The sequence below is a fragment of the Polaribacter sp. 11A2H genome (assembly GCF_011379025.1).
GTDB lineage: Bacteria > Bacteroidota > Bacteroidia > Flavobacteriales > Flavobacteriaceae > Polaribacter.
Genome location: NZ_WTLD01000006.1, coordinates 113,735 through 134,773, shown reverse-complemented (window position 1 = coordinate 134,773; position 21,039 = coordinate 113,735). Strand labels below are relative to the sequence as shown.

Annotated in this window: 18 protein-coding genes; 14 read left to right on the top strand and 4 right to left on the bottom strand. The window is 30.4% G+C overall.

Features of this window, described 5'->3' with window-relative positions:
- Positions 1–90: 90 nt before the first annotated feature.
- The 9 genes from kynU (at position 91) to GQS58_RS09525 (ending at position 8,317) form a co-directional block, all read left to right on the top strand.
- The gene (gene kynU / locus GQS58_RS09565) at positions 91–1,350 is read left to right on the top strand and encodes a kynureninase (RefSeq protein ID WP_166385260.1); all 1,260 of its coding nucleotides are present in this window, start codon (positions 91–93) and stop codon (positions 1,348–1,350) included.
- A gap of 54 nt (positions 1,351–1,404) precedes the next feature.
- Positions 1,405–2,814 carry an FAD-dependent oxidoreductase gene (locus tag GQS58_RS09560; RefSeq protein WP_166385258.1) on the top strand — a complete coding sequence of 470 codons (1,410 nt, stop codon included), beginning with the start codon at positions 1,405–1,407 and terminating at the stop codon, positions 2,812–2,814.
- Between the two features lie 311 nt (positions 2,815–3,125).
- Positions 3,126–3,446, top strand: a complete 321-nt coding sequence (locus tag GQS58_RS09555) for a GIY-YIG nuclease family protein (protein WP_166385256.1) — start codon at positions 3,126–3,128, stop codon at positions 3,444–3,446.
- A gap of 223 nt (positions 3,447–3,669) precedes the next feature.
- Positions 3,670–4,194 carry a DUF1697 domain-containing protein gene (locus GQS58_RS09550; RefSeq protein ID WP_166385253.1) on the top strand — a complete coding sequence of 175 codons (525 nt, stop codon included), beginning with the start codon at positions 3,670–3,672 and terminating at the stop codon, positions 4,192–4,194.
- A gap of 6 nt (positions 4,195–4,200) precedes the next feature.
- The gene (locus GQS58_RS09545) at positions 4,201–5,337 is read left to right on the top strand and encodes an FAD-dependent monooxygenase (protein ID WP_166385251.1); all 1,137 of its coding nucleotides are present in this window, start codon (positions 4,201–4,203) and stop codon (positions 5,335–5,337) included.
- A 3-nt stretch (positions 5,338–5,340) separates the two neighbouring features.
- Positions 5,341–5,559 carry a DUF6500 family protein gene (locus GQS58_RS09540; protein WP_166385249.1) on the top strand — a complete coding sequence of 73 codons (219 nt, stop codon included), beginning with the start codon at positions 5,341–5,343 and terminating at the stop codon, positions 5,557–5,559.
- Between the two features lie 98 nt (positions 5,560–5,657).
- Entirely contained in the window at positions 5,658–6,434 is a 777-nt protein-coding gene (locus GQS58_RS09535; protein ID WP_166385247.1) for an SDR family oxidoreductase, read from the top strand.
- A 149-nt stretch (positions 6,435–6,583) separates the two neighbouring features.
- On the top strand, positions 6,584–7,117 hold the full coding sequence (locus GQS58_RS09530; protein WP_166385245.1) for a 3-hydroxyanthranilate 3,4-dioxygenase: 534 nt from the start codon (positions 6,584–6,586) through the stop codon (positions 7,115–7,117).
- A gap of 114 nt (positions 7,118–7,231) precedes the next feature.
- Positions 7,232–8,317 carry an amidohydrolase family protein gene (locus GQS58_RS09525; RefSeq protein ID WP_166385243.1) on the top strand — a complete coding sequence of 362 codons (1,086 nt, stop codon included), beginning with the start codon at positions 7,232–7,234 and terminating at the stop codon, positions 8,315–8,317.
- Between the two features lie 69 nt (positions 8,318–8,386).
- On the opposite strand, the gene GQS58_RS09520 is transcribed toward GQS58_RS09525, so the two are convergent.
- The 3 genes from GQS58_RS09520 to GQS58_RS09510 form a co-directional block, all read right to left on the bottom strand.
- Positions 8,387–9,010: a hypothetical protein gene (locus tag GQS58_RS09520; protein ID WP_166385241.1), complete on the bottom strand. Its 624-nt coding sequence runs from the start codon at positions 9,008–9,010 to the stop codon at positions 8,387–8,389.
- 24 nt (positions 9,011–9,034) lie between these two features.
- Complete coding sequence (locus GQS58_RS09515) at positions 9,035–9,454, bottom strand: DUF2141 domain-containing protein (RefSeq protein ID WP_166385239.1); 420 nt, start codon at positions 9,452–9,454, stop codon at positions 9,035–9,037.
- A gap of 388 nt (positions 9,455–9,842) precedes the next feature.
- On the bottom strand, positions 9,843–10,733 hold the full coding sequence (locus GQS58_RS09510; RefSeq protein WP_166385237.1) for a PKD domain-containing protein: 891 nt from the start codon (positions 10,731–10,733) through the stop codon (positions 9,843–9,845).
- A 142-nt stretch (positions 10,734–10,875) separates the two neighbouring features.
- Here GQS58_RS09510 and GQS58_RS09505 point away from each other — a divergent pair, with 142 nt between their 5' ends.
- Genes GQS58_RS09505 through GQS58_RS09495 form a run of 3 tightly spaced genes read left to right on the top strand, consistent with a single transcriptional unit; the run spans position 10,876 to position 14,874 of the window.
- Positions 10,876–11,385 (top strand): RNA polymerase sigma factor, encoded by a 510-nt coding sequence (locus GQS58_RS09505; protein WP_166385235.1) that lies wholly within the window; start codon positions 10,876–10,878, stop codon positions 11,383–11,385.
- Position 11,386: 1 nt separating this feature from the next.
- Positions 11,387–12,319, top strand: a complete 933-nt coding sequence (locus GQS58_RS09500) for a FecR family protein (RefSeq protein ID WP_166385233.1) — start codon at positions 11,387–11,389, stop codon at positions 12,317–12,319.
- Between the two features lie 5 nt (positions 12,320–12,324).
- Positions 12,325–14,874, top strand: a complete 2,550-nt coding sequence (locus GQS58_RS09495; protein ID WP_166385231.1) for a carboxypeptidase-like regulatory domain-containing protein — start codon at positions 12,325–12,327, stop codon at positions 14,872–14,874.
- 12 nt (positions 14,875–14,886) lie between these two features.
- Here the strand turns inward: GQS58_RS09495 and GQS58_RS09490 are convergent, their stop codons facing one another.
- On the bottom strand, positions 14,887–17,043 hold the full coding sequence (locus tag GQS58_RS09490) for a TonB-dependent receptor (protein ID WP_166385229.1): 2,157 nt from the start codon (positions 17,041–17,043) through the stop codon (positions 14,887–14,889).
- A 449-nt stretch (positions 17,044–17,492) separates the two neighbouring features.
- On the opposite strand from GQS58_RS09490, the gene GQS58_RS09485 reads away from it, so the two are divergent.
- Positions 17,493–19,019, top strand: coding sequence for a hypothetical protein (locus tag GQS58_RS09485; RefSeq protein WP_240914585.1), 1,527 nt, complete (start codon positions 17,493–17,495; stop codon positions 19,017–19,019).
- Positions 19,020–19,169: 150 nt separating this feature from the next.
- Positions 19,170–20,915, top strand: coding sequence for a cytochrome-c peroxidase (locus tag GQS58_RS09480; RefSeq protein WP_240914584.1), 1,746 nt, complete (start codon positions 19,170–19,172; stop codon positions 20,913–20,915).
- Positions 20,916–21,039 lie beyond the last annotated feature (124 nt).

Here is a 21,039-nt window from a genome sequence, read left to right as displayed (position 1 = left end):
AGAGAACTTATTTAATTGCTTTATTAATCCAATATTATTGAAACTTATTTAGGATTGTTTTATATTTGGAGACACTCATTTTTTAAGCTGATGAAATATCAAAATAATTTAGAATTTGCCAAACAGCAAGATAAAGAAGATCCTCTTTCTTATTTGCGCAATCAATTTCACATTCCGAAAGATAAAAACGGAAAAGACTGGTTATATTTTACAGGGAATTCTTTGGGCTTACAGCCAAAATCTACTAAAAAATATATCAATCAAGAATTAGAAGATTGGGCAAATTTAGGTGTAGAAGGTCATTTTGAAGCAAAAAATCCTTGGTTACATTACCATGAGTTATTAACCGATAAAATGGCGAAAATTGTTGGCGCAAAACCAATTGAAGTTGTGGTGATGAATACGCTTACCACAAATTTACATTTGTTAATGGTATCTTTTTACAGACCAACAAAAACCAAATATAAAATTGTTATAGAAAGTGATGCTTTTCCTTCAGATAGATATGCAGTACAATCTCAATTAGAATTTCACGGATTTTCTAAAGAAGATGTTATTGAGTGGAAACCAAGAAAAGGAGAAGAATTATTAAATATTGAAGATTTAGAAACCATTGTAGAAGAACAAGGTGATGAAATTGCTTTGTTATTAATTGGAGGCGTGAATTATTACACCGGTCAGTTTTTAGATTTAAAGCGAATAGCCGAAATTGGTCATGCTAAAGAGTGTGTTGTTGGAATTGATTTAGCCCACGGAGCAGGAAATATTCAGCCAAATTTACATGAATCAGGAGTCGATTTTGCCGCTTGGTGTACGTACAAATATTTAAATTCTGGTCCCGGAAGTTTAGCTGGGTTATTTGTGCACGAAAAACATGCAAAAAATAAAGACTTACCACGTTTTTCTGGTTGGTGGAATCACAACAAAACCACCCGTTTTAATATGCGCATGCCTTTTGATGTAATGGAAGGAGCAGAAGGTTGGCAATTATCCAATCCGCCAATATTATCTATGGCAGCCATAAAAGCATCTCTAGATTTGTTTGATGAAGTTGGGATGGATGCTTTAAGAGAAAAATCAGAAAAACTAACCGGTTATTTCGAGTTTTTAATCAATGAAATTGGTTCTGAAGATATTAAGATTATTACGCCAAGTAATCCAAAAGAACGCGGTTGCCAATTATCCATTCAAGTTAAAAATGCCGATAAAAGTTTGCATAATAAACTAACTGAAAAACATATTATTACCGATTGGCGAGAACCAGATGTTATCCGTTGTGCGCCAACGCCAATGTATACTACTTTTGAAGATGTGTACAATATGGTTTCAATATTAAAAGAGTTATTGTAGATAGAAGAAACCTCACAGGTTTTTAAAACCTGTGAGGTTTAATTTTAGAAAAAAATGAACAAAACAGATAAAATATTAATAATCGGTGCAGGTTTATGTGGAAGTTTACTTGCTTTACGTTTAGCACAAAGAGGTTATAAAATTGAATTATACGAAAGCAGACCCGATTTAAGAACTACAGATATTTCTGCCGGAAGGTCAATCAATTTAGCCTTGTCGGACAGAGGTTTTAAAGCGTTGCGTTTGTGTGGAGTAGAAGAGAAGGCTAGAGAAATTTGCATACCAATGTATGGTAGATTAATGCATGACAGAGCAGGAAACACCTTTGCATCTAATTATTCTGGTAGAGAAAATGAATATATCAATTCCATTTCTCGTGGCGATTTAAACGCATTGTTATTAAATGAAGTAGAAAAGCACGAAAACGTAAACATTCATTTTAATAAAAAATGTAAAAATGTTGATTTAGAAAAGAATACGGCACATTTTAAAGATAACAAAACCAAAGAAGAGTTTTCTATAAAAGCAGATGTAATTTTCGGAACAGATGGTGCAGGTTCTTCATTAAGAAAAAGCTATTATTTAGAACGTAAATTTCTTTTTAGCTATTCTCAAAATTATCTAAATCACGGTTATAAAGAATTAGAAATTCCTGCAGATAAAAGCGGAAAACATCAAATTAGCAATCAGCATTTACACATTTGGCCTCGTGGCGATTTTATGTTAATAGCCTTACCAAATTTAGATGGAAGCTTTACAGTAACGCTCTTTTTAAGTTATAATGAAGGCGAGTTTAATTTTGAAAACTTAACATCCGAGGAAAAAATCACTGAATTTTTTGAGAAAGAATTTCCAGATGCTTTGGCAATTATTCCAAATATAACAGCCGAATTTATAAACAATCCAACTGGAGCTTTGGGTACTGTAAAATGTTCTCCTTGGAGTTATCAAAATAAAACTGTTTTGTTGGGAGATTCCGCACATGCAATTGTACCTTTTTACGGACAAGGAATGAATGCTTCTTTTGAAGATATTACCGTTTTTGATGAAATTTTAAATCAAAATTTAGATTCTTGGGAAACCATTTTTAAGACGTACGAAAAAGCAAGAAAACAAGATACGGATGCCATTGCAGATTTAGCGATTGATAACTTTCATGAAATGAGAGACCACGTTGCAAATCCTATTTTTAAAGAGAAAAGAAAGATAGAAATGGATTTAGAAAAGACGTTTCCAACCCAGTATTTTTCTAAATATTCTTTAGTCACTTTTAATGCAAATATTGGGTATAATGAAGCTATGAAACGCGGTAGAGCGCAAGACAAAGCGTTGTTAAATTTAATTGCAGGAGATGACGTTCACACGCATTTAAACATGACCAAAGATGAGTTAAAAATTATTTTAGACAAAGTAATTATAGAAACAAATAACATTTTAGAAGAAGATAAAATAGCAGGTATGTAGTTTTTTTAGAAGCTATTTCCTGCTTTCTGCTATATCTTTTTTCCTCTGTTCTCGATACAAATTTGCAAAAAAGCAAATTCACTCGAACTGACAGAAAAAAGGATGCCGCTACAATCAGGGCTAAACCAATTAATAAAAGCTAGTCAAAAGATATAAAGTTTTAATAGTATAGAATTAACTAAAAATGTCTCCTCGAGCATTACAGAAATCAAAAAGTATTTTGATTGAAAGTAGCGAACGTAGTTCACTAGAGGATGATAAATATAATAATCAACTAAAAATGTCTCCTCGAGCGCAGTCGAGAGGTAATTATGAAAACGTATTTTGTATACATATTAAAATGTTCAGATAATTTACTTTACACAGGGATTACAAATAATCTCGAAAGAAGGTTTGAAGAGCATCAAAAGGGTTTAAATAAGAGTTGTTTTACTTTTAAAAGAAGACCTTTAGAGTTGATTTTTAATCAATTTTTTAATGATGTAGAACAAGCCATTTATTTTGAAAAGAAAATAAAAAAATGGAGCTCTAAGAAAAAGTTAGCATTAGCAAATGAAGATTTTGATCTGTTACAAATTCTTTCTGAATGTAGAAATGCAACACATCATAAATATAAACCAGATAATAAATAGTTCTCGACTGCGCTCGAACTGACAAGAAAATAATGAATATCTCCTCGAGCATTACTGAAATCAAAAAGTATTTTGATTAAAAGTAACGAACGTAGTTTATCAGAGGATAAAAATATAATATTTTAACTAAAAATGTCTCCTCGAGCGCAGTCGAGAGGTATTTATAAAAACGTGTTTTGTATTCATATTAAAATGCTCAAATAACGAACTGATAAAAAAATAAATGAAAAAATATATAGTTTTACTACGCGGAATAAATGTCTCAGGAAAAAACAAACTTCCAATGGCAGAACTACGCGATTTATTAAACGATTTAGGTTTTAAAAACGTACAAACATACATACAAAGCGGAAACATTATTTTAGAATCAAATGAAGGTAAATCTGTAATTTGTAAGAAGATTAATGAAGAAATTCAAAATAAATTTGGTTTTGATATTGCTGTAATTGCAAGGACAATTCCTCAATTAAAAAAAGCAATTGCTAGTTATCCTTTTCCTACAGACAACACAAAAATAGTTGCTTTTGTTTTCTTAAACAAAAAGGTCTATGAAACAAAAGTTGAGGTTAAAGATATTGAGAACGATCAATATTTAATTGATAATGATATGGTATATATTTATTGTGAAAGTAGTTTTTCTAAAACAAAACTTTCTAATAATTTATTTGAGAGAAGCTTGTATGTAAGCGCAACAACTAGAAATTATAATACCACATTAAAGTTATTAGAGTTGGCAGAAAGCAATTAAATTGATATGAAATATACAATTATTGGCGCAGGAATTGGTGGGTTAACGACAGCTTTGGCTTTTGAACAAAAAGGAATCGACTATCAGATTTTTGAAAAAGCAGCTGTTTTAAATGAAGTCGGAGCCGGAATTTGGTTAGCGCCAAATGCATTGCAAGTTTTAGAAAGTTTAGGTGTTTTAGAAGACGTAATTACTAACGGAAATTTTATTGATAGAATTACCATTGGAAAACAAGATTTATCGCCAATTTCAGATAGTCATCAAGATTTTATAAAGGATATTTTTGGTTATACTACAGTTGCAATACATAGAGCAGCGCTTCAAAAATTGTTGTTTGATAAAATTCCGAAAGAGAAAATATTTTTAAATAAAGGATTTGAATCTTTTAAAGAAATAGCAGCCAACAAAATTGAAATTACTTTTAACGATACTTCTAAAACTACAAACGATTTTTTAATTGCTGCAGATGGCATCAACTCTAAAGTTAGAAAGCAATTATTTCCAGAAAGTAAGAAAAGATATTCTGGACAAACTTGTTGGCGAGGAATTACAAATAGGGTGTTAGAAGACCATTTATTACACAGAGGATTTGAGCTTTGGGGCAATAAAATTAGATTCGGAATTTCTAAAGTATCAAAAGATAAAACCTATTGGTTTGCAGTTGTTTTAGCAAAAGAAAATGAGCAAGTTGAGGTTCGTTTAGTAAAAGAGAAATTGCTAAAAATGTTTTCTGAATTTGATCCTTTAATAATAGACTTAATTGCTGCAACAGATATTGATCGAATTATAAAAAGTGATATTCACGATTTAAAACCGCTTAAAAAGTGGCATAAAAATAATATTTGTTTAATTGGTGATGCAGGTCATGCAACTACTCCGAATATGGGACAAGGAGGCGCACAAGCAATAGAAGATGCGTATTATTTAAGTGATTTAATAGCTAAAAATAAAGACAAAAATGTTTTTGAGTTGTTTCAGCAAAAAAGACAAAAGAAAGTAGATTTGGTGGTAAATCAATCTTGGATGACCGGTAAAATGGCACATTGGAAATACGGAAGAGGTTTTCGAGATTTTATCTTAAAAAGTGTTCCTAAATCTATTATAAATAAGAAAATGATAACGTTATATCAGCTAGAAAAATAGGTTATGAATACAGAAATAAAAGAAAAAATAATAGCAGTTTGTGAGGATAAAATAGCTAAAAAAGGAACCAATGTTGGTTTGTCTTTTTATGCATTTTTCAAGAATAAAAATGATAATCCGGTTTTGTTAATGGAAGTCGCTAAATGGTGGATTGAAACTCATAAATTAGATCATTTTGAAAAAGCTGTGAAGATTAAACAGATGGTTTTGGATTATAAATAAGTATCAAGTATCAAGAACAAAGAGACAAGAGACAAATTGCATAGATTGTAAAATGATATAATTTTCGACTGCGCTCGACGGAACATAGAACAAAAAAGATGAATTTAGGATTACAAAACAAAAACGCTTTAGTTTGTGGAAGCACACAAGGAATAGGAAAAGCAACTGCAATTTTATTAGCAGAAGAAGGCGTAAATGTTACGTTAATTGCTAGAAATGAAGAAAAGTTAAAAACAGTTTTAGCCGAATTACCAAACAAGAATCAAAAGCATAATTATTTGGTGGCAGATTTTTCTAATCCAGAAGAGTTACAGAAAGTTTTAGAAACTACAGATTTAAAATTTCATATTTTAGTTAATAATACAGGTGGACCAAAAAGTGGCGCTTTAATTTCTGCAACCTCATCAGATTTAATTAATGCGTTTCAAATGCATGTTGTTTGCAATCAGATATTGGTACAAGCGGTTGTTCCGTTTATGAAAACAGAAAAATTTGGGAGAATTATTAATGTCATTTCTACGTCTGTAAAAGAACCAATTCCGGGTTTAGGGGTTTCTAATACCATTAGAAATGCGGTTGGTAATTGGGCAAAAACATTGTCTACAGAATTGGCAGCCTTTCAAATTACAGTCAATAATGTATTACCAGGTTTTACAGATACGGCTCGTTTAGATGAGATTGTTAAAATAAAAGCTAAAAATGAAAATACTACTGAAACTGAAATGGTTGCAATTATGAAGAGTTATGTGCCCGCAAAACGTTTTGCAAAACCAGAAGAAACTGCTGCTGCTATTGTTTTTTTAACAAGTGAACAAGCAAGTTATATTAATGGAATTAATCTTCCTGTGGATGGAGGTAGAACCAAGAGTTTATAAAAGCCGACCTAAATCCTCCCAAAGGGAGGTAGTTTAATGCAGGAAAAGAATTATATTAGTAGAGTAAAATATATTATTAATAGAAGATTTCAAATTTCACCCAGTTTGGAGTTCCTTCCCTTTGGGAAGGTTAGGATGGGCTTTTTCTTATGAGCAATTTAGTACAGCCTTTAAATTTTAAAAAGTGGATTGATGAACATCGTCATTTATTAAAACCGCCTGTTGGTAACAAGCAAGTTTGGGATAATGGCGAGTATATTGTGATGGTTGTTGGTGGGCCAAATAATAGAAAAGATTATCATTATAATGAAACTCCGGAGTTTTTCTATCAGGTAGAAGGAGACATGATTTTAAAAATAATTGATGATAAAGGCCAACAAATTGATATTGAAATTAATGAAGGTGACATTTATTTGTTGCCTGCAAAAGTGCCACATTCGCCACAAAGAAAAGAAAATACGGTTGGTTTGGTAATTGAGTATCCGCGAAGAAAGAAGATGAAAGATGCTTTGCAATGGTATTGTGAAAACTGTGGAAACCTTTTGTATAGAAAGAAATTTAAGTTAGAAAATATAGAAGTTGATTTGCCAATAATTTTTGATAAATTTTATTCTGATATAGAAAAATGCACGTGTGACAATTGTGGAACGGTAATGGAAGCTCCGAAAAAAGTTGGCAGTTAATCAGTTTCAGTAAGTAGTAAAAAATAAAAAGTTCGTCATTACGAATGAGGAACGAATGAAGTAATCGGTTTGTTAATAAAGAGATTGCTTCGTAAACTCGCAATGACAGTAATCATGGAAAAAAGAAAACTTCGCATAAACGGACATTCACATTTATTGCCTTATCCAGAAGAAATTCCTCAGTTTATGAAGGACAAAGAGATTTTTTGGGTAGACGATGAGCGTAAACACATGTTACAGAAAGGATGGAAACGTCCTGTGACAGATTCTAGTTTTTTCTTAGATGAGAAATTATTGTGGATGGAGAAAAACAAGTTAGATCATGCGGTGGTTTTAAACCTTTCTCAATTATATGGTAACGGTTTACGTTTAGAAGAAATGAAAAAAGCGTTGCGTTTTCAGAATGATTTTAATGCAAAAGTGCAAAGAGAACATCCGTCTAAATTTACGTGTGGTTTTGTGGTGCATCCTGGTTTTATTTATGGTGCATTAGATGAAATAAAACGATGTGTAGAAGAATTAGGTTTAAAAGTATTATGCTTGCCAACGCATTTTATGGATTCGATAGGGCAATGGCGTTGTGTTTTTGATGAAGAAAATGATGCGATTTTTGAATTGGCAGATAAATATAAATTGGCAATTGAAATTCATCCGTATGATGGTGATAAAATGATAAAATTAGAAAATACCAATTGGCGTTTTCACTTAATTTGGATGTTGGCTCAATGCGGAGACGCATATCATTTTTATACCTTAAACGGAATGCAAGAGCGTTTTAAAAACATTAGAACATGTTTTGCTCATGGAGGTCAATTGGCACAAATGAACTTAGGAAGAAGGATACAAGGTTTTGATGGAAGACCAGATTTATTTGAAGGGAAAACGCATCCTAGAAAAGCGGTTGGTCACAAAAATATCTTTTTTGATACTTTGGTGCACGATACCGATTCGTTAAAATTAATGTTTAAAAGACAAGGCACAAGTCAGGTTTTAATGGGCTTAGACGATCCGTATCCGTTAGGAGAAATGGAAAGTGATGCACAGTCTTCTTATCCTGGTAAAATATTAGATTTAGCAATTAGTGAGAATATTATTACCGAAACAGAAAAAGGGCAAATTTGGGAAGATAATGTGTTGCAATGGTTGTTTGGTGATGATGAGGTTGCGAAGCAAGAATTGATAAAGAAGATACTTGCTTAATTAGTTGGCAGTTTACAGTTGCAGTATTCAGTCCATGATGAGCTGTAAACTGCTACTGAAAACTGAATACTATTTGCTGCATTGTTTTAAAACATTTTCTGCTCTTTTTAGCATAAACTTTGGGTAAAACTCAATATCAATTTTTTCTTTCTTACCAAGGTTAATTGCTCTTTTAATTTCTGCACAATAAGGTTTTGTAGATTTACCGAAGAAACGAGCAGATCCCATATTCCATTCTGCTCGTGCTAAAATAACACGTGGATTTTTAGGTGCAATTTGTAATGCTTTTGCATATAATTGACTGGTTTCTCCAGATAAAGTCATGCCATATTTTTGTCCGTCGAAAGCAATATATCCTAAGTTTAAAAAAGCTTTAGCAACCAAAATTTCTGGGTTGTTTTTAGAATTCGATTTTGCAATATCTAAATACTCCTGTGCTTTAATTAGTTTTGCATTTAAAACAGTTTCGTCTTTTAAACCAAAACATGTAATTGTTTCTATGGTTGCTACATAATAGGCAGGCATCCATTTTTTAGGTGTTGCTTTAGATATTCTTTCAAATAATTGAGAAGCTTCTGTTAAATTCCCTTTTTCCCATAATCCGAATGCTTTTTGCATTCCTTTTTGGTATTTTGTTTGCGCAGCAATCCCTGTCGCAATGAAAATTGCGATGATTAAAATAGATTTTTTCATCTTATAAAATTTTAGGTAGTTGGGTTATATTTTAATTTCAATTGTTTTGTTTGCTATTAATTGAAATTTAGCATCCTTGTACTTTGGAGGTCCCATAAAGCCTCTAGCGTTGTTTGAGCAACCATAGTCTTCTTTAGGGATTTTCATGAAATTGGTGTCCATTTTGTTGTTGCTATTTTCATCATGAATAAAAGAAACAGCATATTCTCCTTTTGGCAAATCTTTAAAAATGACTAATGATTTTTTGTCTTTAATTTTAACAACATCACCTTTAAAATGTTTCTTTAAGAAAGTATCTTTATTGTTATAAAGACCAATTAATAAAGATCCTTTATCCGAATTTAAACCAGAAATATTAATAGTTAAGTTGGCAGTTTCTTCTTGTGCGTTTGTAGTTGAAATTGCACTAAAAATGATAGTGAATATTAAAATTAATTTTTTCATAACTATTTTTCTTTTTTGATATTTCAAATATCAGATGTTTTTAAGGATAATATACAAGAATAATACCGAATTGTTGTTTTTTGTTTCTGAGTTGTAAAAAATACTTGTTTTTTATAAGTAACAAAAAAAAGAGGCTGCCTTAAAAAGTAATAAATCTTGTCATGCAGAACTTGTTTCAGTATCTTAATTTACTGAATATCAAATTTCAAAAGAATCTGAAATAAATTCAGATTGACAAAAAATTACTTTTTAGACAACCTCTTTTAGAAGATGTGTTTAACGTTAATGGTTCATTGCAAAAGAAGCTGCTTTACTTATTTCTTTTAATTCCTTTAATACTAATTTAATCATTTTGTTGAAGTCGAATTTAATTGTAGTTGTTTTCATTTTAGTTGTTTTTATAAAGGATAATATTATCTATTGCTGTTTGTGCGTTTGTGTTTATAATTATTAATTTGTAAGAGCCTTTTTTTAAACTTATTTTTTCATTAAAAAGACTCCAACCTTCCGAGTTTACTTCAGGAAAAAAAGAGATAATTGGCTCTGAGGTATTGTTTAAGTCATTTTCATATATAGCTACTTCTAAATTATAATTCCCCCATTTAGAGAAGTCTCCTGGCTTATAATATTGAAATTGAATGCTTAAATTGTTGCTCGTAGAATCTTCTGTAAAAGTGATTTCTTTTTCTATGGCAGAAACAAAATAACCAAGACAAGTGCCCATATTTGTAGCAACAAAATTAGAGTCGTTACCTATATAAGAATAGGTAAGCCAATCTGTAAAATCTTCTTTTTTACCCATGTAAACTGTACCACAGTGGTTTGTTTCTTCGGTAACATTTCTTAATTTTTTTCCAGCAGTGTAATTCCCAAAAATACTTGTTGTAAAACCTTCGTTAGAATCTTCAAAATCTAAATTGTAAAGTACTTTTTCATTACTTACACTAAAAGAGATTGACTGTTCGGATGATTGATTATTATTAGCTACCGTTAAAGTGAAGCTATAATTTCCTTCCTCTAAATTTGTTACTGTAATATCTTTTTTATCATTTTCAAAAAGGGCAGTACCACCAGCTGTTTTTTTCCATAAAATACTTTGTATTTGACCAGATCTACCGGTTATGGTAGCATTTATTTCAATACTATTCTTAGGTAAGAAAACCGTGTCTACAAAATTAATAGCAATTACTGGAGTACTAAGAGATTCGTCTTCATTATCTGTACTTGTACAAGAACTGATAAAGAGGACAGACAGTAATAATAGTGAGAGCTTTTTCATGATGATAAATAATTTTAGAGTTGTTATTTATAACTACTTTTGTTGACTTTGGTATTAAACGTTTTACTTTATAAAAACCCTCCTTTTTATTTTTTGTAGGGTTTTATCAACTTTAAACGTTTTATAAATAAGAATATATCCTATGAAAGAATTGAAGTCTGTTTGTGATTCTAAAATTTTTGAAATACTCTATAACAAATACGCAGATGATGTTTATGGGTTTATGTTCTATAAATGTGGCAATAAAAGTTTAGCAGAAGATTTTGTACAAGAATCTTTTGTTAAAATGTGGTCTAATTGTAAAAAGGTAATTTTCGAGAAAGCAAAAGCCTATCTATTTATGGTAGCTAATAATTTATTTATAAGTGATTATAGACATCAAAAAGTGGTTTTAGAACATCAAAAAATAATACCAAATGCTGTTACTTCAGAAACACCAGAATATGTGTTAGAAGAACAAGAGTTTTTAAAAAAACTACAAACGGTTATTGGTAATTTATCAGAAAAACAAAGAGTAGTTTTTTTGATGAACAGAATTGATAAAAAAAAGTACAAAGAAATTGCCTTAGAATTAGATATTTCTGTAAAAACAGTAGAAAAAAGAATGAGTGCAGCTTTAAAAGAAATAAGAACGTATATAAAAGGAATTTAATATGGAAGCTATAGAAAAGTCTGAAACATTGTTGGCTAAATGGGTTTCTGGAGAAATGACTAAAGAAGAACTTAGTGCGTTTAAAAAATCTGAAGATTATAAATTATTTGTTAGAATAAAAGAAGAAGCTGCTTTGTTTAAAAGACCAAAGTTTAATAAAGAAGAAGTATTCTCAAAAATAGTAAATGAAATTACAGAAAACAAAAAGGTAATTTCTTTAAAGGCTGATAAAAAAAGTAAAGTTTTTAGTTTAAAAAATATAATGAGTGTTGCTGCAACTTTGTTATTGTTGGTAAGTACTTTTTATTTTTTAAATTTTAATACAGATATAAATACTGGTTTTGGGGAAAAAAGAACAATTATGTTACCAGATAATTCTACCGTTATTTTAAACGCAAAATCTAGTTTATCTTATAATAAGAAAAATTGGAAACAAGATAGAACGTTAGAATTAGAAGGAGAAGGGTATTTTAAAGTAGCAAAAGGAAGTAAGTTTCAAGTAAAGACTACCGAAGGAATTATTAGTGTTTTAGGTACTCAATTTACGGTGTTTGAAGAAGAAGATTTTTTAACTGTTACGTGTTTTGAAGGAAAAGTAAAAGTAGAAAGAAAGGATATTGTAGTTATATTGACTAAAGGACAAACGTTTTCACAATATAAAGATACTGTTCCTTTAAAAATAGGGACTAAGAAAGTGAATCCGGATTGGTTAAAACAAGAAAGTTCTTTTGTGAGTGCGCCTTTGTTGGTTGTTTTAAAATCTATAGAGAAACAATACCATATTAAAATGATAAATTTAGAATTAAAAAAGGACGAACTTTATACAGGTAGTTTTGTGCATACAAACTTAAAACAAGCCTTAGATGCTGTTTTATTACCTATGAATATAAGTTATACCATTTCTAACGATAAAAAAATTGTTACTTTAAAATAAAAATTTTGCAAAAACAGATCTTCTTTTTCTTTTTAATTTTATCCTTAAATATTTTTTCGCAAGAGGATAAACTAAAAGAGACTTCCCTAAAAAAAGTATTAACAACCATTGAAACTAAATTTCATATAAAGTTTGCGTATGCAAATCATTTAATAAAAGGGAAAAGTATTGTTTTTAATATTGATGATAAAAAAATAGCAGCTATAATTTTAGAATTAAAAAGAGCAATTCATTTAGATATTAAAGAAGTAAGTGATAACAGGTTTTTAATTGTTTTACCACCAAAGGAGATTACTATTTGTGGACAATTACAAAATGCGAATAACATTACAGAAAAATTAAGAGGAGCTTCTATAAAAATAAAAGGGACAAATATTGGTGTACTTTCAAATAATGAAGGTAAGTTTAGTTTTAGTAACATAGAAACTTCTGCTGTTTTAGAAGTCTCTTTTATTGGTTTTAAAACGATAGATATTAGCCTTCAGGCATTTATTTTTGAAGACTGCTTATTAATACCAATGCAAGAAGAAGCTACTTTTTTAGAAGAAGTAATTATTACTAATTATTTAACAAATTCAATTTCTAAAACAATTGATGGCGCTATTGTATTTAGGCCTAAAAATCAAAATGTACTTCCAGGGCTTACAGAACCAGATGTTTTGCAAAGTGTACAACAATTACCAGGTATTTTAAATGTTGATGAAACTGCTTCTGGTTTGCATGTTCGTGGAGGAACACCAGATCAAAATTTAATACTTTTCGATGGAATTAAATTGTTTAACACCGGTCATTTTTTCGGTGCAATTTCTGCGTTAAATCCATATATAATTGATAAAGTAACGGTGTACAGAACAGCCTCAAATAGCAAATACGGAAATCATATTGCAGGTGTTGTAGATGTAGAAACATCGTCTGACATTGCAACTAAAATATCTGGTTCTGCTGGTTTTAATTTTACGCATGTAGATGCAAATCTTAAAGTACCAATTGATAAAAAGGTAAGTGCAATTCTTTCTGTAAGAAGGTCTATTGCAGATATTGTAAGAACACCAACAATAGATAAATTATCTAACAAAGCTTTTCAGCATTCTTCTGTAACAGAAGACGCTAAAGATGCAGAAGAGTACAATGTTATTAGTGATAATGATTTTAAATTTATAGACTATAATCTTAAAATAAATTACAAACCCACTGAAAAAGATTTCCTTTCTATCAGTCAGATTGGAATTTTAAATAACTTCGATTATAATTTTCTAAACTTAGATTTAGAAGAAAAAAGATCTGATCATTTAAAATTGAAAAACCTTGGTTATAGTACTCATTGGAACAGAAAATGGACAGAAAAGTTTTCTCAAAACTTAAATGTTAGTTATTCTAAATATAATTTGAATTACAATAATTTAAAGACTTCTAATGATGTAGAATATGCTGAAATAGAAAAGAGAAATGAAGTTGCTAATTTTGAAGTGAAATTAGATTTTTTACAAACAATAGGTGAGTTTCAACAAATGAAATATGGATATCAATACGGATATCAAGATATTTCTTACTTTTTGGAAAGAGAAAATAGCAACCAATTTTCTGGAACTAAATTAACGTTAGATACCAATAGTAATAATATTCATACCTTGTTTAGTGAGTATTCATATAACTTTAAGAAAAAGTATGCGTTAAAAATTGGAGTTCGTGGCAACTATTTTTCATCTATAGATACCTATACTTTAGAGCCAAGAATTTTTATGCAAATAAACGTTTTACCTAAATTCTGGTTAAACAGTTCTTTTGAAGTAAAACAACAAAATATAAGTAAATTATTAGAATTCGATACCATAGATTTTGGTTTAGAAAATCAGCTTTGGGCATTGTCTAACAATGAAGAAATCCCTTTATTAGAAAGTAATCAGTTAACTTTTGGGGCTCTATATTCAGCAAATAATTTTACTATTGATGTAGACTTATATCGAAGAAAAATAAAAGGATTAACTACTTTAACAACGGGGTTCGATAGCTTTATTCAAGAAATTTATACAGGTGAAGCTGTAACGATTGGTTTAGATTTGTTGATAAAAAAAACGTGGCATAATTTTGATACTTGGGTAAGTTACAACACTGGGAGTTCTAGTTTTACATTTAGTGAACTTAATGAAGGAAAAGAATTTAGCGGTAATTTTGATGTCTCTCATTCTTTTTATTGGTCTAATAATTTTAAATATAAAAGCTTTACTTTTTCTACAGGTTTTAGCTACAGAGTTGGTGTTCCTTTTTCTTCAACTGGCGGGCAAGATGATAATTTTGGTATTATTAGAAACGGAATAAATGATGATCGATTACCTAATTACCATAGATTAGATTTTTCTAGTACCTATGATTTTAGGTTGAATAAAAAAGTAAAGGCCAAAATTGGTCTATCACTATTAAATATTTACAATCAAGAAAACATATTAAAAAGAGAATATGAAAGTAAAAGAACTACTGGTTTTAACGATGTCTTAGTCAAAAACGACACAAAATCTCAAGGTTTTACTCCGAATTTCTTTTTTAGAGTTTCTTTTTAAAAAATTTTTCGTTTACAAATTATCTAACTGATTTGTCTTTTTATTATCACTTATAGTCCAAAAGAAACCTACAAAAAAGAAGCGATCTGCATTTGGAGTAATTGCTTGTCGCTCGAAATTTCCATTCGGTTCTGCGGAGTTTTTATAGTTGTAACCAAACACATTCTGAGTTCCTAAAACGTTGTTTACAGAGAAATATAAAATCTTTTGCTGATCTATTAAATATGCCCAATTTAAACTTAATGAATTGTAGTTTTTCGTCTCATTATTTAAAAAACCTGCTTCGTTAGGATTTGTATAATTTCTGCCAGAAGTAAAGTTATAGCTAAAACCAATTTGACTTTTCCAATCTGCTATCCAATGTTTAGCCACCAAAGATAAATTATGTTTAGAAGCAAAATTGGGTCTTGCAGTAGTTGGATAATTTTTATAATCTCTTTCGGTGTCTAAATAAGAGTAAGAAACCCAATAATCAGTGTTTTTAATTTTACTATTTTGTCTCCAAAAAATATCAAGCCCTTTTGCGTAACCACTTCCATTGTTGTTAAAATTACTTGTAAATATTGGTCGGTTATTATCAAATTTCACCAAGTCTTTGTATTCTTTTAAATAGGCTTCAATTCTAAAAATTTGCCCTTGTTTAGTATGTTGGTAATTGGAGATTAAATGTGAGGTGTTTTCGGCTTTAAAATCTGTATTGAATTTTAAATATTCGTTTTTTGGATTCTGATAAAATTGTCCGTATGCCAATGAAAATTGCGCGTTTTTATTCACTTTATAAGCAATTGAAGTTCTTGGAGAAAGTGTAAACTCATTTAGTAACTCTGAGTTTTCTGCTCGAAGTCCTATTTTTGCAGCCAAATTTTTAGAGAAGAAAATATCCGTTTCTATAAACGAAGCGAAAATGTTGTTGTTAAATCTGTATGTATATTGCTGATTTTTGTCTGTGATATAATCTTCATTAAAGTTGGTCATAAAATATTCTGAACCAAAACTTACTTTAAATCGGTTAGAAAACTGTTTTTTAAGCTTCACTTTAAAGTGCATCGAGTTTTCATTGTCTGTTACTAAATCATCCATAATTTTAAGGTTAGAATGATCGTTGGTGAAACTAAAACCAGTTTCTATTCTCCAATTATCTCCAAACTTATTCTTATAAGAAGTATTAAAATAGAGGTTTCTGTTTTTTAATCCGAAGTAAAAACCTTCATCATAATTAATATTATCCTGTATAACATCAAAATCTGTATAACTAAATGCGCCATACAATTTTAACAAAGATTCATTTTTAAATTTATGTCTATACACCATTTCTCCACTTAAAGACTGTACCGGCTTTTTCCATGTATTTCTATCAGGAAAAGCTTCTTGATAAGGCGCCAGATTAATGTAAGATGTATTTATACTAAATGAGTTGTTTTCCCAAATTTGTGTATTTCCAACGCCTAAACCTAAAGTCATAAAAGAAACGTCTGTTTTTTCTTCTGTAGGTTCATCAATAGTATTTAACTGTAAAACACCAGACAATGCTTGTCCGTATTCTGCAGAATATCCTCCAGTAGAAAATGAAATTCCTTTAAATAAGAAAGGAGAAAAGCGTCCACGACTAGGAATGTTATTTGCACTTGGCGTATACGGTGTAAAAACACGAATTCCATCCACAAAAATCTGAGTTTCTTCTGCTTCACCACCACGCACAAATAATCGTCCATCTTCATCTACCGTAGAAGTTCCAGGAAGTGTTTGCAAAGCACCCATAACATCACCCAAAGCACTTGCCGTGGTAACAATGTCTAAGGGTTTAAGAACAGTCACTTTTGCTTTTTCGCCGGCTTCAAAAGTTCCTGCATTAATAACTACAGCGCCTAGAGAGCTTACATCATCTCTTAATTTTATTTTTAAATTTTTAAGTGATGAAACATCCGCAGTTTTTATAAAAGGTTCAAAAGAAATAAAAGAAATGACTAAGTTTTGAGTTCCTTTCTCATCAGTTTTGAAAGAGAATTCTCCTTTATCGTTGGTCGAAGTTCCATCATACGTTTCATCTAAATAAACATTCGCTCCATTGATAGGATTGTTTTTAGCATCGGTTACATTTCCTGAGATGGTGTTTTGTGTAATTGTAGATAATTGACAGCTTAATACTATTAAAAGTAGAATAGGTTTCATCTTGGTTGGTTTGATGCTACAAAGATGTAGCGTTATTCAATCAAAAAATAAAAACAAATACCGAGTTGTATTTTTTAAATGATGAGTTGTAAAACTTTTATATAATAAGAAAAACTGTTTTTAATTTTCTAAATGAACGTTTTTGAATGTGATGAATATCTTTTTTTACAAATTTCAGTAAGCCTATAAATTTATCTTATCTAAGTTTTTTTAGTTTGTTGAAAATGAGTAATCCACCGTAGGTTGTCTTTGTAAAGAAAAGAGTATCATCCTTCTTTTCTTTATGTTTACTTAATGTTGTAGCTAGAATTTTACCTATCCGTTAATATTTATTTAACGTTTTTAACAGTAAGGTTACTCAAGATTAAAGGAACAGTAATACTTAGTTAATATTTAATAAGGCTTCAAAAGATATTTTTGTAACCAATTAATTAACCATAATAAATTAAATGATGAACAAGTACATTAAATTATTTTTATTCCTTTTTGTTACAACTTCTGTAAGTACAGTTTTAACTAGTTGTAATCCCGAAGATGGTGTGGATGGTATTGACGGAGTTGATGGCGTTAATGGATCGGACGGTTCAGACGGTAAAGATTTTACACCTTCTCCAGAAATGTTTTCTAACAAATCTTCTTTAGCTCCTTTAGTAACATTAAATCCAGATTTTAGTTCTGTTGAAGCTTTTTCGTTATTAAGTTCTACAGATGTACTTTCTAACGGTTTCCGTTTAGTTGGTGCACAAGATGGTGCTGGATTTTTAAAAGATGGAGATGAGTACATCTATGTGGTAAATGCAGAAGATGATTACGCAGTTTCTAGAATTCGTTTTGACAAAGACCTAAATCCTATAGAAGGAGATTGGTTATTAAATAGTGGTGTTGCAGATTATGCAAGACAATGCTCTGGAACTATGTGGGAAGCGGCAGTTCACGGTGGAGATAAAGATATCTTTTTATCTGCTTCAGAGAGTTATGCTAATGATGTAAAAGGTATAGACCCTTGGGTTGAAACACCTACACCTACAGCAGATTTTGGTTTAGATGCTTTAGGTGAATTTTCTTGGGAAAATGCAGTGCCTTTACCACAAGGAGCGTATGCCGGTAAAACGGTAATTGTTGGTGGTGATGATGATTCTAATGGATCTGAAGGACAGGTTATTATGTATGTTTCTGAAAATGGAGATGCCGATTTAGAAAACGGAAAAGTATATGTTTTAAGATTTAAACAAGTGTCTAACGGGGCAGGTGGAGCAATGGATGTTGCTGCTAATACTGTTTATAATGAAGGAAGTTTAGATTTTTCTAAATCGTATGATATAGAATTTGTTGAAATTGTTGATGGAGCTAGTTTAACTAAAAATGAAATGGAAACAGCTTGTACAAATGTGTTTGCTTCTCAGTTTATGCGAGTAGAAGATGTAGATTATAGAAAAGGTAGCGATGCCAATGCAAGAGAGGTGTTTTTTGCAGTAACTGGTAGAGGTCCAGGAAGAGGAACTTATAATGATTGGGGTACTGTTTACAAAATTGAATTAGATGCTACCAACCCATTAGAAGGTAAATTAACGCAAATTATTAGCGGTAATACAGATACTAATAATATGGATGGTAATCTATCAGAATTACAAAGTCCAGATAATCTTTGTGTAACAGAAAACTATATTTATACGCAAGAAGATCCAAACTCTTTTTCTAGAAATCATGCTGCTCAAATTTATCAAAGTGATTTAAATGGTAACAACACTAAAGTTGTTTTATCATTAAAAATTGAAAGCAACTTAGACCCAAAAGGTTCTACAGGTTTTTCTGGTGAGTTTGGTGCATTAACGGATATTTCTGATAAAGTAGGAGTACCAGGTACTTTTATGTTAAACCTACAACCACATTATTGGAAAAGTGATGATTTTGTTTCAAGCAGTTTACCACATAATGAAGGTGGGCAAATTGTATTGTTAAAAGGATTAGATAGATAATATAGACCATATTTTAAATAGTAAGAATCTTCATTTTTATAATGAAGATTCTTTCATTTTATAACTTTCAACATGTTTAGATATTTTAAATCGTTATTTTTTTTATTAACTGGTATTCTTTTAATATCCTGTAATCAGGATAAAAAAGAAATGATTCCTATTGTTAATTGGTCTTTTGCTCAAGAGTACTATGCTCAAAATTTAGATATTGCTTTGCTGTATATAGATAGCTTAGAAGTTGAAGGAATGCATGGCCAAAAATCAAAAAAGTATTTTGCGTTATCTAGAGCCGCATTTAAAAAAGCAGAACCTTATGCCTCTTACTTAAACCCAGAAGTTGGTCACAGAGCTAACGGACCTGCTTTATCAATTTATAAGGATGATACTGGTAAAATAATAAAACCAGTAGGGTATCAAAAAATAGAAGAAAGTGTTTTTGATGATGAAACTACAGAAGCAGATTTTAAACAAGAATTGTATGTGCAAAAGGGCTTGCTTTCAAACCTAAAAAAAGGGATTCTAAAACGACCATTAAATCCGCAACGTTTTTTTATAGCAACACATCAACAGCTTTTAAGAATTGTAAGTTTGGCTATTTCTGGTTTTGATACACCCGTAAGTCATTTAGGAATTAAGGAAACGATTATTTCCTTAGAAAGTTTACAAACTGTTTATAAGGAAACAATACAGGGTGTTGTAAAAGAGAAAAATAAGGAGTTAGACGCTGCTTTTAACAGTAATATTGAAAACGCTATTTCGTTTATTAAAACAAATGAAGACTTTGATACGTTTGACCGTTTTACATTTACAAGAGATTATATGAATTCAATTACTAGAAATTGGGTTGAAATAAGAAAAGTGAGTGCGCTTTGGAAACCCATAAATACAACGCCTTTTAATTTTGATGCGCCTACCTTTTTTGAAGATAATAGCTTTAATCTAAATTATTTTACGCCAGCGATCAACCAAAATCCAACCGATAAACAAATAGCTTTAGGAAGAAAATTATTTTCAGATCCTAAACTTTCCGAAAATGGAAAAATGGCTTGTGTTAGCTGTCATTTAGAAGACAAAGGTTATGCAGATAATGTCGATTTTAATTCAGATAATCAGGGGAATCCTTTGCAAAGAAATACACCAACACTTATCAATACTGCTTTTCAACAAAGTTTCTTTTTAGATGGAAGGTCAAATACATTAATAGATCAAATTTCAGCTGTTTTTACAAACGATAAAGAGTTTAATTCTAACGTTCATAAATTTTCTAATGCTATTTTAAAAGATTCAACGTATACATCTCTTTTTAAAGATGCTTTTGGTAAAGTATCCTCTAATAATACAGATGTTATAAAAGCAATTTCATCTTATGTTTCCACTTTAAATGGTTTCAATTCTAAATTTGATAAAAATATTAGAGGAGAAGAAAATAATTTTTCTGATGAAGAAAAACTTGGGTATAACTTATTTATGGGAAAAGCTTTATGTGCCACTTGCCATTTTATGCCGTTAACAAATGGTACAGTACCTCCATTTTTTACGGAGACAGAAAAAGAAGTTATTGGAGTTCCGGAAACAGCAGAAAATAAAAAATTAGATGATGATTTAGGATTTTATTGGAGCTTTAAAGAAGAACTGCATAAGGGAATGTTTAAAACACCTTCTATAAGAAATATTGAATTAACTGCTCCGTATATGCACAACGGTGTTTACAATACTTTAGAGCAAGTAGTAGAGTTTTATAACCTTGGCGGTGGAGGTGGATTAGGTTTTGATTTGGAGCACCAAACCTTACCTTTTGATGAACTGAACTTAACTGTAGAAGAACAAGACGCCATAGTAGCTTTTATGAAAACGTTAACGGAAACACTTGATGAAAACAATGAAGAGTCTAAATAGTAATTAAGTGTATTTTATTTCTTTATATCTTCTTTAGAATACTTTTTTGATTGATCAAAAGAACTTTCTAAAGAAGATTTTTTTTGCAATAGCACTTGGTATTAAATGCGAATGTTTTCTTTCG